At 41.9% G+C, this 12,243-nt stretch carries 12 protein-coding genes; 3 read left to right on the top strand and 9 right to left on the bottom strand.

Annotation, left to right across the window (positions count from 1 at the left end):
- Positions 1 to 3: 3 nt before the first annotated feature.
- Positions 4 to 603 (bottom strand): 6-pyruvoyl trahydropterin synthase family protein, encoded by a 600-nt coding sequence (locus JMX89_RS05295; RefSeq protein ID WP_201532267.1) that lies wholly within the window; start codon positions 601 to 603, stop codon positions 4 to 6.
- 220 nt (positions 604 to 823) lie between these two features.
- Between JMX89_RS05295 and JMX89_RS12890 the strand changes: the two genes are divergently transcribed.
- Entirely contained in the window at positions 824 to 946 is a 123-nt protein-coding gene (locus JMX89_RS12890) for a hypothetical protein (RefSeq protein WP_020443648.1), read from the top strand.
- Positions 947 to 1,107: 161 nt separating this feature from the next.
- Here JMX89_RS12890 and JMX89_RS05290 read toward each other — a convergent pair whose 3' ends face one another.
- The 5 genes from JMX89_RS05290 to JMX89_RS05270 all read right to left on the bottom strand — a co-directional run bounded on the left by JMX89_RS05290 (position 1,108) and on the right by JMX89_RS05270 (position 6,097).
- Positions 1,108 to 1,440, bottom strand: coding sequence for a YnfA family protein (locus JMX89_RS05290; RefSeq protein ID WP_201532268.1), 333 nt, complete (start codon positions 1,438 to 1,440; stop codon positions 1,108 to 1,110).
- 3 nt (positions 1,441 to 1,443) lie between these two features.
- Positions 1,444 to 2,256: a PhzF family phenazine biosynthesis protein gene (locus JMX89_RS05285; RefSeq protein WP_201532269.1), complete on the bottom strand. Its 813-nt coding sequence runs from the start codon at positions 2,254 to 2,256 to the stop codon at positions 1,444 to 1,446.
- A 275-nt stretch (positions 2,257 to 2,531) separates the two neighbouring features.
- Entirely contained in the window at positions 2,532 to 3,155 is a 624-nt protein-coding gene (locus tag JMX89_RS05280) for a hypothetical protein (RefSeq protein ID WP_201532270.1), read from the bottom strand.
- A 145-nt stretch (positions 3,156 to 3,300) separates the two neighbouring features.
- Positions 3,301 to 4,575, bottom strand: a complete 1,275-nt coding sequence (locus JMX89_RS05275) for a saccharopine dehydrogenase family protein (protein WP_011513832.1) — start codon at positions 4,573 to 4,575, stop codon at positions 3,301 to 3,303.
- Between the two features lie 277 nt (positions 4,576 to 4,852).
- A complete protein-coding gene (locus tag JMX89_RS05270; protein WP_201532271.1) occupies positions 4,853 to 6,097 on the bottom strand; it encodes a carboxynorspermidine decarboxylase in 1,245 nt (414 codons plus the stop codon).
- A gap of 89 nt (positions 6,098 to 6,186) precedes the next feature.
- Between JMX89_RS05270 and JMX89_RS05265 the strand changes: the two genes are divergently transcribed.
- Positions 6,187 to 6,852 carry a DUF924 family protein gene (locus JMX89_RS05265; RefSeq protein WP_227673015.1) on the top strand — a complete coding sequence of 222 codons (666 nt, stop codon included), beginning with the start codon at positions 6,187 to 6,189 and terminating at the stop codon, positions 6,850 to 6,852.
- A gap of 246 nt (positions 6,853 to 7,098) precedes the next feature.
- Here the strand turns inward: JMX89_RS05265 and JMX89_RS05260 are convergent, their stop codons facing one another.
- The 3 genes from JMX89_RS05260 to lpxB form a co-directional block, all read right to left on the bottom strand.
- Positions 7,099 to 8,289, bottom strand: a complete 1,191-nt coding sequence (locus JMX89_RS05260) for a CAP domain-containing protein (RefSeq protein WP_201551055.1) — start codon at positions 8,287 to 8,289, stop codon at positions 7,099 to 7,101.
- 187 nt (positions 8,290 to 8,476) lie between these two features.
- Positions 8,477 to 9,331, bottom strand: a complete 855-nt coding sequence (locus tag JMX89_RS05255; protein WP_227673014.1) for a ribonuclease HII — start codon at positions 9,329 to 9,331, stop codon at positions 8,477 to 8,479.
- Between the two features lie 62 nt (positions 9,332 to 9,393).
- A complete protein-coding gene (gene lpxB, locus JMX89_RS05250; RefSeq protein WP_201551051.1) occupies positions 9,394 to 10,704 on the bottom strand; it encodes a lipid-A-disaccharide synthase in 1,311 nt (436 codons plus the stop codon).
- Positions 10,705 to 11,068: 364 nt separating this feature from the next.
- Here lpxB and JMX89_RS05245 point away from each other — a divergent pair, with 364 nt between their 5' ends.
- The gene (locus JMX89_RS05245; RefSeq protein ID WP_133104564.1) at positions 11,069 to 12,151 is read left to right on the top strand and encodes a 3-deoxy-7-phosphoheptulonate synthase; all 1,083 of its coding nucleotides are present in this window, start codon (positions 11,069 to 11,071) and stop codon (positions 12,149 to 12,151) included.
- Positions 12,152 to 12,243 lie beyond the last annotated feature (92 nt).

The raw sequence follows: 12,243 nt of genomic DNA, 5'->3' as shown, positions 1-12,243 counted from the left end.
AACTCAATCTACCTGTACTTGCATTGTGACTGCTGGATTAACGAAACTCTCACCACGTATCAGTTTGGCATATAGCTCAGGGTCATGCCACTCTGCACATACTTGCTCGCTAAATTCGAAATCCTTTAGCACCAACTTACCCATTTGCTCATTGCTCACATCATCAGCAAAACACTGCGCGTAACCAGTCGCAGTTTCGTGCGCAATCACTGAATATACGCTGACATCCGCTTCGCCATTTTGCATTTGTGTCTGTTGCAGAATCTCTTGCGCCCAAAAGAATATCACCCGCGAGAACTGCTCTGCTGATGGCGATACCGGCAAGCTGATCCAGCGTGCACTGAATTTCTTACAGGCAGCGATGTACTCAGGATCGTCTTTACTCCAAAAACAAATCGCATGATCAAAGCTGTCGATAATGTCTTTAATAGAGGATTTTAATAAGCCAAAATCATAGACCATCTGCCCATGATCTAAACGCTTGGCCTCAAGTATCAGCTCAACCTGATAGCTATGACCATGAATCGAGTGTTTGCAGCGCTCAGAGCTACAGTTACGCACAATATGGGCGTTTTCAAATTTAAACAGTTTACGGATACGCATAATAATCAACCAAAACAGTAAGCATCATTGTGCTAAATAATAATAGGATAAAGGTTTGCCGCGATTTATCGGCTTGCTGCTCATTATAGCAAATCGTGATGTATTCGTAAGTAAGCACTTATTAACGCCAGCGTCCATTTGCTTGAAGCTAGCTATTAATCACCCTTAGGGCTATACTGATTTTAATAAGTATTAATCAGTCACATAAAAGGACAACATCATGAGTAAAGGTCAAGATAGTAAGAAGAATGTCAAAAAGAAGCCGCTATTAACGGCAAAAGAGAAAAAAGCGGCTAAACAATCAAAGAAAGATGATAATGGTAGCATCTTAGGAAAGCATTAATAGTAAGTGTCTCAACATGCCAATCAAGCTTAATGGTTTGATTGGCATTTTTTTATTTATATGATCAGTGAAAAGCAATATCGATACCTTATAGTACTGCTGGTATGAATTTACTAAATCTTGAATTAACAAGCTTTAATTTGCGCACTTTGACTCATAATCTAAGTACTGCGCGGCGCAAACATAATAATTGCCATGCCCAATAAAGCGATAGCAGAACCTACAATATCCCACGTCGTTGGGCGTATACCATTCACCGTCCACAACCATAAAATCGCCATCGAAATATAAACACCGCCATAAGCGGCATAGACCCTACCGGCAGCAGCTGGATGTAATGACAGCAGCCATACAAAAGCTATCAAACTCAGGGCACCAGGTATGAGTAACCAAACTGACTTACCCTCTCGTAGCCACAGATAAGGCAGATAACAACCTGCGATTTCAGCCAATGCAGTAAGAGCAAAAAGCCCTACTGTTTTTAATTCAGACAAAAGTTACTCCTCGACCGTGATAAATCCCGTCAAATAATGCACAGCATGACCAGAGATAAGCACTCTATCTCCTGTAACCACACAATCTAGCACCCCGCCACGTTTTGACGCTTGATAAGCAACCAATGTATTTTTACCCAGTCGCTGTGCCCATAATGGCGCTAATCCAGTATGAGCCGAACCCGTAACTGGGTCTTCATCACCACCATTGGCAGGCCAGAAATAACGTGAAATGAAATCGTAGTCTTTGTAGTGGGCAGATTTAGCCTGACAAGTGACAACCACATCGAGAGGCGCAAGTTGTTTTAGCGCGTCATTATCACGCTCTACATTTAACACGTCAAATTCCGAGTCATAAATCACAAAATATGCCTGTGCGTTTTTATAGACTTCAATAGGGGCAATAGACAATCCTGCCAGCAAACTATCAGGGATTTCACTGACTTTCTCAGGCTTAGTATTGGGAAAATCCATCTGTATTTTATCATGATCGGTTTGCTTGACCGCTAAAACCCCAACTGCTTCAGCTGAAAACTTAATAGACGTCAAAGTAGGGTTTTTCTTAAACAGTACAAAGGCAGAAGCCAAGGTCGCATGACCACAAAAATCAATCTCCGTAAGCGGTGAAAACCATCGAATATGATAAGTACCTTTATTATCCAAGACTATAAAAGCCGTCTCTGATAAATTATTTTCAAAAGCAATAGATTGCATGAGTTTCTCAGACAACCAACTTTCTGTGATAATCACTGCCGCTGAATTGCCTTTAAACACAGTATTAGTAAAGGCATCGATAACATTGATTTCTAATTGCATATTACGCTCTTATTTTTATGATAGGGATATCGCTGATTTACGGTAAAAAACACACTACTGTTAATAGAAGTAGAATGAAATTTCACAGCCTTTATCAGGCTCTATCTAAAGGATTGTCGCATCGGTTTGAATAGCTTATTTGTAGACTATAACTCAGTATCTATCATCTCCTGTATTTTCCTACAGACTCTCGAGCTTACCTTTTGCAAATCAGTATACATCTTTGAAAGATTTGCATTTATTATTTGGTCATTATAGGTAGAGTGCAATCATAACTAAGGCAATAGCTGGGGCGCGATATAATCTGTCAAATTAATGGTGGCTATCTTCTCAGCCCAATCTGGCTCAGTTGGATGCGGTAAACTATCTAAAACCGTCAAAGGCTTCTGATAAATTGTTTTAAAAGCATCCATAAACCCAATTGCAGTATCGCCGCAAGGTACGATGATAATATCAGCTGGCGCTTGCTCAAGCACTTCAGTTAATCGACTAACAAAGTCTTTAAAAACACCGTTTTTCTTCAAATATACAGGTAATTTATTCGGATTACTTTGATTTAAATTTTGTTTAATAGCTGCCAATTCATTCACTTTTGCTAAGTCTTCACTATTTAAAGCGCAAGGGTAAAACGCTTTATTCAGTGGCAACGTAGAGCAGTTCAAAATACCCAGTGGCTGATAATTTAGTGCTTTGATATTACAGCCTAATGGCAATTGGGCATCAAAATCCTTTAAATACCCTTGAGTCATCAAAAATTGAGTGAGCTCAAGCGCCGACTCGCCTGCCGCTGGATGTTGATGGATATATTCATTGATATAGGGAGATTCTAGAATAAATAACACTTTTAACTTTTTCACATCCTCAATCAAGTTAAATACTTTATATTTTTCTAAAGACATCGCAATTCTCCTTATGCCATCTATAGCTATCAGTTTTATGATACTCGTTCTTATTATAGAAGCAGATACGTAAAAAAGCACCCTATCGAGTCTGCCTCAATAGGGTGCTTTTTATTTAACGAACAATAAAAACCAACACGACAATTTAGATATCAAACTCAAGCGCTCTATCGCCCTCGCTATCTTTGATGCGCGTAGGCAGACCAATTTTATTCAATAGATTGATAAATGGCTTGGCATCAAGCTCTTCAACGTTTACCATTTTTCCTGCATCCCACTCGCCTGTAGCAACTAGCATCGCTGCGGCGACTGGTGGCACGCCTGCGGTATAAGAGATACCTTGACTACCAACTTCATTATAGGCATCTTTATGGTCTGCAATATTATAGATAAATACCTCACTATCGACACCATTAATCTTGCCTTTGACCTTGTCACCGATACAGGTTTTACCTGTGTAATTTGGCGCAAGTGAACTTGGATCTGGTAGGACCGCTTTCACTACTTTTAATGGGATAACTTCTTGTCCTTCAGCAGTCATGACTGGCTGCTCAGACAATAAGCCCAAGTTTTGTAGAACGGTAAAGACATTGATATAGTGCTCACCAAAGCCCATCCAAAAACGAATATTTGGCACATCTAAGTTGGCTGATAAAGAATGCACTTCGTCATGACCACTTAAGTAACTGTTTTGCACACCTACAACAGGCAAGTCATCTGTACGCTTTACTTCAAACATCTTGTTAGACTGCCACTTACTGTCCTGCCAAGAATAAACCGTACCAGTAAATTCACGGAAGTTAATCTCAGGATCAAAGTTGGTGGCGAAGTATTTACCATGACTACCAGCATTAATATCAATAATATCAATATCAGTCACTGAACCTGCATCCATCATGTCATAACCAAGACGTGCATAGGCATTGACCATACCAGGATCAAAACCTGCACCTAAGATCGCAGTGACATTATTATCGGCACAGCGCTGTTTGCGCTTCCATTCATAGTTGTCATACCATGGTGGCGTCTCGCAAATCTTGCGAGGATCTTCATGAATAGCGGTATCAATATATGCTACGCCAGTCTCAATACAAGCTTCCAATACAGTCATATTCACAAATGCCGAACCGACATTGATAAGGATTTGAATACCCGTATCTTCAATCAGCTGTATCAGCGCTTGGGTATCCATGGCATCGACTTCATGCGTGTGCAATACCGCTGGTTGCTTAAAGCTGTTCTTTTCTATAACGCTCTGAGCGATGGCATCGCATTTATCTTGGGTACGTGAAGCGATATGAATCTCGCCAAGTACGTCATTATGCATCGCACATTTATGTGCGACTACTTGAGCGACGCCGCCAGCACCGATAATAAGTACATCTTTTTTACTAGGCTTAACTTGTTGGTTTGTGTTCAAAGAACAATCCTCCTTTGTGTCCCTGTCGATACCATTGATATTGGCTATGCAAAACAGAAACGAGTGAATGATATGCGTGAATTAAAAAGGAAGACCGAGGAAAACCCACGCACCCGTTAGACAAATCCTACTGTGTTTGCCAGTAGCAATTATAACAATTTTTACTGACTTTTCGGCAAAAATTACAACATAACTTAAAAACGTCAAAGCGAATAAAAATTTATAGATAGTTGTTTAGCATTACCATTTGGTCATGCCAAATATGCGTCTAATAGCTTTATGACAAGCTCGCCTTATAATCTTGATAATCAAACTCGCGTTGGATATCGATACTGCCATCTAAGCGGCGAATGACAATCGCTGGCATATTCACGCCATTAAACCAGTTTTTCTTCACCATGGTATAGCCTGCTGCGTTACCAAAGGTAACGGTGTCACCTACTTTTAGCTTGTTTGGCAAGGCATATTCACCAAAGATATCGCCTGCCAAACAAGAACGACCATAGATAATCGTATTATCAGCTGATTTAGCGTTCTCGCTTATGGGTGCAATATTGGTAGGGTCAATATCAAGAGAGGCGATATTCATTAAATCACTATTAACAGCCGCTATCGGCGCTGACTCACGGTAAATCAGCAAATCAAGCATATGTGCTTCAATGGATGAATCTACTACAGCTAGATTTTTTTCATTATGCATCGTATCTAAAACGCTTGTGACTAGCGTGCCAGCACCATGAATACTTGCCTCACCCGGCTCAAGGTAGACTTGTACGCCATATTTTTCACTAAAGCCTTTTAACCTGTCAGCCAGTTTCTCTAGTGGATAATCAGGAGCAATAAAATGAATGCCACCGCCCAAACTGACCCATTCAAGCTGCTGCAAAACATCACCAAATCTGGTTTCGATATCAGCTAAGCTGTCACTAAATGCCTCAAAACTGTCATTTTCACAGTTGTTATGAATCATGACACCGCTAATATCACTCAACACGGCTGCAATTTTATCTTTATCATGCTCCCCAAGACGACTAAACGGACGCGCAGGATCGGCAATAATAAATGACGAATTACTGGTCTTTGGATTTAAGCGTAGTCCGACTGGGATGTTTTTTGCTGCTGCTTCACCTTTAAACGCATTTAACTGGGAGATTGAGTTGAAGATAATCTTGTCGGCATAGCTGAGTACTTCAGGCATCTCATCCGCGCTGTAAGCCACGCTATAGGCGTGAGTTTCTTTTTTATCTTTGTTACTAGCGTCGCTATTATTACCAAAAGTCTCATAACCCAATCTGACTTCATTTAGCGAAGATGACGTCGTACCATGCAGATAAGGCTGCATGATATCAAAAACGCCCCAAGTCGCAAAACATTTGAGCGCAAGCAGTGCTTTTGCGCCAGACAACTCGCACAGGCGCGCGATAATCTGCATATTGGCGACGATTGCGGCTTCATCAAGCAAGTAATATGGCGTTGGTGGTAATGATGACTGAGTGTTTTGTAGCGAATTTTTTGTATTCATAAGGTTTACCTAATAGCTGCTGCTCGTATCATGACAGACATAAATATTTGCGCTATAGTAGACTAAATCTATCATAATTAGAATAGCTTATGTCTCTCTCAACCGATTATTCCACCTCAAAAAGCCATGCCAATTTATCGTCACTTGATCCAAAAAACATAAGTTTAGAGTATCTCGATTCAGAGGCGCATGCCGTATTGGATTTTTGGTTTGATAAGGACAATGAACAGTATTGGTTCGAGCAAAGCCATGAATTTGATCAGCAAATAAAAGAGCGGTTTGGTAAAATTTGGCAAGCAGCAAAGCAAGGGGAATGCGTCACTTGGCGCATTTCAGAAGCAGCAACCGACTGCAACAGCTCCATTACCGCTTTAGCTGGGCGTCTGGCAGAGATCATCGTTTTAGATCAATTTTCACGCAATTTATGCCGCAATAAAGCGGAGGCGTTTGCGCAAGATGGTATGGCGCTGGTGTTGGCTCAAGAAATCGTATTGCAGCCACATTTTTCTACCTTACCAATGACATGGCGCAAATTTGCCATTATGCCGTTTATGCATTCAGAATCTTTAAGGATTCATAGTCGCTATCTGCCATTATTTGAGCAGCTCGATGATGCCATTACTTTAGATTTTGAGCAGCAGCACAAAGAGATTATCGAGCAGTTTGGGCGTTACCCACATCGCAATAACACGTTAGATCGCGAGTCAACGGATGAAGAAGAAGCCTTTTTACAGCAGTGGAACTCGTCGTTTTGACGTGATAACGCTTTCATAGTGGATTGACCATTATATAAAACAAGGGCTGAATCAGATAACTGGTTCAGCCCTTGTTTTATAGTCAGTCCTAAATAAAAGAAATACAAATATTATCAATCACTACTGGGGTTAATTTTTCTTGCTTGCTGTGCCTACGCAGACAGAGGCTGCAAATAATTAACCCCAGTATTTCTCTACTCTTTTAAAAGTGGATCAACTATATGATAAGTCTTCTAGATCACGCAATTAATTGTTCACAGCACCAGTTTTAAAGGTAAAGCTCTCACGCTCTATGGCTTTGCTATCGACTAAGATATCAAAGCTGACACGGTAATCACTATTGCCATGTAAACCACAATTTTCGTCTTTTTTACTGGTGCTTGTACAGCTTTTCAAATTGTCCGTAATGGGCAAGATGAACGCTTCGTTCGCTGGTAGCTCATATATGGTATTTTTATGGGGATCTTGGCGATAATCCAATAGCTCAATGGGCACATCCATATTACGCTGTATATCATGGAATTTAACATTGCTGATATCAATCGTTTGAGCAGACGGCATACTGACATAAATAGGCTGTCCGATAGGATCAGTTTGTAAGTCACGACCCGTTCCTTTGACCGGACTTGGCGTTTCGTTATACAACGCAGTGACGGTACCGCTGACCCCTTGGCATGGATAAGTGAATATTCCTGCTACCGTATTATCTTTGGTTGCCTGCGTCGCTGAGGCATGGTTGACTAATACATAACCTTGATTATTAGCCGTATCCTTACCAAAAGGCTTATAAGTGACCATGCCCGTCCCTGTCAAACTTGAACCTGGTAGCATCAAAGAGCGCAGATGATAAGGCGCTGCCAATAACGACTTAGCCATTGAGCCTGCCACTGTATCAGAGCCTATAATATCGCCTGCCGAGCTATAGTAAACCGATTGGGCAATATTCTCAGTCACCCCATATCGGGCGTTGCCATATTTTGCCTGTAATAACCGGTCTGTGAAGCTAACGCCCCTAAAGAACGGGTTATTATCACCTGTAACGTTTGCGATATCCGCAATCTTATTTTCATAATGTGGACTAAAAGTAGTCGGTGTACTGTTAGCAAATACGTGCTTGATGTATTTGGCATGTTGAATCGCAATATTATCCAGTGCGGTGTCAGCGGACAAGCCACCAAGACCACAGCTGGTACGCGCTAGACTAAAGGTATTACTTGCGATTAATGCTGCTTGTGCCTCATTGTCGCTTGCTACATTATCAGTTTGGTCATCGGGCTTATCAGTCGAGGTATCATCAGAGCTAGCAGCAGGTGCTGTTGGCTCTGATGATACCTCTTTAGCGCTATTGTCTGAGTCTTCGCCACCGCCACAGGCCGTTAAAAAAGCCGTTAATAATATAATTACAGCGAGGTTTTTTTCTGGCAATTTAAGGGTCATCTCTTATCCTATAAGATAGTGGCGTGGTTATTATGAACAATAATTTGGGTATAACGGATATTATCGAATACTTATTCGGATGTCATTTAACAAAAAGTATAAAGCTTTAAGGCATATTTATTAAAAAATTAACAATTATTTCGCTTAGGCTATTTATTTAAATAAATCAGCCAATCTCTACCCACTCTTAACGCTCTAACGCCTTTCTAACGGGTGCAAAGCTGCGTCTGTGCGCGGCTAATACGCCATAAGTTTCGATTGCCTCCATATGTGCGCGCGTTGGATAGCCTTTATGCTTGGCAATGCCATATTCAGGATGCTTAGCGTCAAGCGCGTACATGGTTTTGTCACGGCTAACTTTTGCCAAAATACTGGCAGCGGCAATATTGGTATGACGAGCATCACCCTTAACCCATGCTTGACAGTCAACTACTTCTTCTTCGACACCAAGTTCTACGAGCCTTGCATAATCTAGATCTGGACAGCGATTCCCATCGAATAAAACTTCAGCATGCAGCTGATGTATGTCTTGTGCCATGTCATTCAAATGATAAGCAATGACCTCTAACATTATCTCAGTACATAAACGCATCCCAAGCATGGTGGCTTGCAAGATATTCACTTGGTCAATGACTGCCGCTGGTATTTCAGCAATGATAAAACCCAGCGCATACTGCTGAACCAATGGATACAGCATATCGCGCTTTTTTTCGCTCAACTGCTTGGAGTCCGTCAGTATCGATAAAGGCGTATCTTTGAGAGGCTGCCCTTCAATCAGTCCTGACCAAACACGTGGTAATATTACCGACGCAACATTCACGCTGCCCAATAATGGTCCACGGCCTGCTTCATCGACCCCAATCTGGAGCGCTGAGCCCGCATCACTCTGTGCAATATTATTCGAATATTGCGCAAGTAATTCGTTGATATTAAGTTGACCAGATAAATAAATAGGAGAAGCCAAATTAATATATTGTCCTTTTATATCAATCTGTTCGATACTGCGTTCAATTTTTAAAAGATTACTCTCTATATGTAGCATGCTATTCATTAATTTTATTGTCTTATTTTATGAAATGAAAAGGTATGTAATGAATTTTCTTACTAGATCTGCGGCGTTTTCGACGGATAATTTTGCAGATACCATTGTTCAATCACGCTATTGGCAGGTTGATGATTGCTTTGCTGTTGCAAAAGATGCTTGGTCTGAATCAGCGCATTCAATTGCTCCGCATAAGCACGTGGCTGCAAAAGGCGCATGACGGTACGGCAGATATTGTCACCACTTGCTTGCTCTTGAATAAGCTCCGGTACGATCGCGGTAGCTGCCAAAATATTTGGCAAACCCACATAGGGCACTTTGACTAGACGTTTAGCAATCTGATAGGTTAGCTGATTCAGCTGATAGACGACGACCATCGGACGCTCAAGTAGCATCGCCTCAAGCGTTGCGGTACCTGAGGCTAACATCACAATATCTGATGCCGCCATCGCCTGCTGACTAAAGGTTGGCTGGCTATCATCATAGACCACCACGATGGCGGCACGCAGCTGCTCTGAGCGCTGATCAATCACATCTTGGACGATATATTGATGGTTTTGATCGACAGTTGGGATGATAAAGCAAAGCTTTGGGTCCAATAAAAGCAGCTTTTGGATACCGTCTAGCATCAAGGGTAAAATAGCCGTTATTTCACCGCGGCGTGAGCCCGGCATCACACAAATAAGCTGACTGACCTCATCAAAGCGTTCGATAAAAAACTGCTGTAAGCCATCGTTGTGCCAGACCAGCTCACTACGGCGCTGATTGATCGGGATCTCGAGTAGTGACTGGTCAATGGTATGCATCAGTGGATGCCCAACGCATATCGCCGGATGCTTATAACGCTCGTAAACAGGCAGCTCAAACGGAAACAGGCACAATACCAAGTGGGTTGCCGCTTTAATATTATGAATACGTGACTCGCGCCAAGCCCAGATAGAAGGACTAACATACTGCACGCAAAACACGCCTTTAGGCTTTAATTTTTTAGACACTCGTAGATTAAAATCAGGGGCATCTATGCCAATAAACCAATCAATATCCGCCTTTTTAAAAGCAGCCAGCAACTCACGACGCGCCTTAAGCAAATCAGGCAATTGCCCCATGACTTCTACCAGACCCATCACTGCCAAACGGGACAATGGAAAAATGCTATTAAGCCCTTGTGCCTGCATTTTGATACCGCCCACTCCAACCCAAACGATGTCATCACGTAGATTGTTCATCTGCTGCATAAAATCTGCACCCAGACTGTCTCCTGATACTTCACCAGCGACGATACCGATAACGAGCGGCTCACGCGTTATAGTAGCCAACTCGTGAGTATCAAATGGCGCAGTTAAATCAGGCTGAAGCGTATGGTTATCGGTCATGAAAAGCTCTTAATAATAAAGTGTTACAGTGAAAGTCGTACAAGGGAGAAAACATGGATATTATAAAATATAACATGGGGTATCTATTATAGGATACGCACCATCATAATCAGCGGCGTTTTTGGTACTCAAATTCAGCTATTTATACTGCCATCATACGTGACGATGATAAAAATAGCGAAGCTGCCCGAAGAAATACAGTGGCATAAACGTCTCTTTATCCTACCTATAATCATCAAGTATAACCAAGTTTTCGCATCAGCATTCCAGTTATCAGTCAATTAACTGCTTGACTGCCCTTGTCAACTGGTACTTTTGTCCGCATAATGAAAGTCCCTATAAATCAGCTAGACGATATATAATCATGATAACAACCGCTACCCATAATGCAGAAATTGACGACGTGAATATTGAAAAATTTATTCCATTAATCACACCCAATGAGCTAAAAACCGAACTTCCTTTATCAAACGAAGCCTATAAAACCGTTTTAAATGGTCGTCACACTATCCAAAACATCTTGGATGGCAAAGACAAGCGTTTGTTTGTGGTTATTGGTCCATGCTCTATTCATGACATCAAAGCCGCTCATGAATATGCTGATCGCTTAGCCATATTGGCGAAAGAGATTGAAGACAGCGTATTCGTTGTGATGCGTGTCTATTTTGAGAAGCCGCGCACGACCGTTGGCTGGAAAGGCATGATTAATGACCCTGATATGAATGACAGCTTTGATATTGAAAAAGGTTTGCGTACAGCCCGTAAGCTACTGCTTGATCTCAATGAAAAAGGACTACCTTGTGCTACTGAAGCGCTTGACCCGAATACACCGCAGTACATGCAGGACTTGATCAGCTGGTCAGCGATTGGCGCACGTACAACCGAGAGCCAAACGCACCGTGAGATGAGCTCAGGCTTATCATGCCCAGTCGGCTTTAAGAATGGTACTGATGGTGGCATGACTGTTGCGGTCAACGCCATGCAAGCGGTAAAAGCGGGTCATAGCTTTTTAGGTCTTTCTTCAGATGGTAAAGTGTCTATCATCAAATCTAAAGGCAATCCTTATGCTCACGTGGTATTACGCGGTGGCAATGGTAAGCCTAACTACGATGAAACAGCAGTCGCTCAAGTAGAAGACGCGCTTGCCAAAGGTAAAACCAGTAGCAAGATTATGATTGACTCAAGTCATGCCAACTCTGGTAAAGACCCTTACTTGCAACCGATGGTGATCCAAAACGTCGCGGAGCAAATCAGAAACGGTAACAAGTCAATCATTGGTATGATGATTGAGAGTCACTTAAAAGGCGGTCGCCAAGAGCTGACTGCTGATTTGGACGCGCTCGAATACGGCATGTCAATTACTGATGGTTGCTTAGATTGGGACAGCACGGTCACAGCACTACGTAACTTACGTGATATGGTCAAAGACATCCTACCTAACCGTTAATAACTGCTTATCCAACAATAGCTACTTATTAAAAAAGCCCGTTTGACACTAAATTGTCAGACGGGCTTTTTTCATGTTTAAGATTATGACTT

The sequence above is a fragment of the Psychrobacter sp. DD43 genome (genome assembly GCF_904846555.1).
Taxonomy (GTDB): domain Bacteria; phylum Pseudomonadota; class Gammaproteobacteria; order Pseudomonadales; family Moraxellaceae; genus Psychrobacter; species Psychrobacter cryohalolentis.
This window is presented reverse-complemented; position numbering and strand designations above follow the sequence as displayed.

Excerpts from the sequence above, each read along its gene's own strand:
- JMX89_RS05255 (WP_227673014.1), bottom strand. The coding sequence starts at position 9,331 with ATGCTACATATAGAGAGTAATCTTTTAAAAATTGAACGCAGTATCGAA.
- JMX89_RS05285 (WP_201532269.1), bottom strand. The coding sequence starts at position 2,256 with ATGCAATTAGAAATCAATGTTATCGATGCCTTTACTAATACTGTGTTT.
- JMX89_RS05260 (WP_201551055.1), bottom strand. The coding sequence starts at position 8,289 with ATGACCCTTAAATTGCCAGAAAAAAACCTCGCTGTAATTATATTATTA.
- JMX89_RS05295 (WP_201532267.1), bottom strand. The coding sequence starts at position 603 with ATGCGTATCCGTAAACTGTTTAAATTTGAAAACGCCCATATTGTGCGT.
- JMX89_RS05280 (WP_201532270.1), bottom strand. The coding sequence starts at position 3,155 with ATGTCTTTAGAAAAATATAAAGTATTTAACTTGATTGAGGATGTGAAA.
- lpxB (WP_201551051.1), bottom strand. The coding sequence starts at position 10,704 with ATGACCGATAACCATACGCTTCAGCCTGATTTAACTGCGCCATTTGAT.
- JMX89_RS05270 (WP_201532271.1), bottom strand. The coding sequence starts at position 6,097 with ATGAATACAAAAAATTCGCTACAAAACACTCAGTCATCATTACCACCA.
- JMX89_RS12890 (WP_020443648.1), top strand. The coding sequence starts at position 824 with ATGAGTAAAGGTCAAGATAGTAAGAAGAATGTCAAAAAGAAGCCGCTA.
- JMX89_RS05265 (WP_227673015.1), top strand. The coding sequence starts at position 6,187 with ATGTCTCTCTCAACCGATTATTCCACCTCAAAAAGCCATGCCAATTTA.
- JMX89_RS05245 (WP_133104564.1), top strand. The coding sequence starts at position 11,069 with ATGATAACAACCGCTACCCATAATGCAGAAATTGACGACGTGAATATT.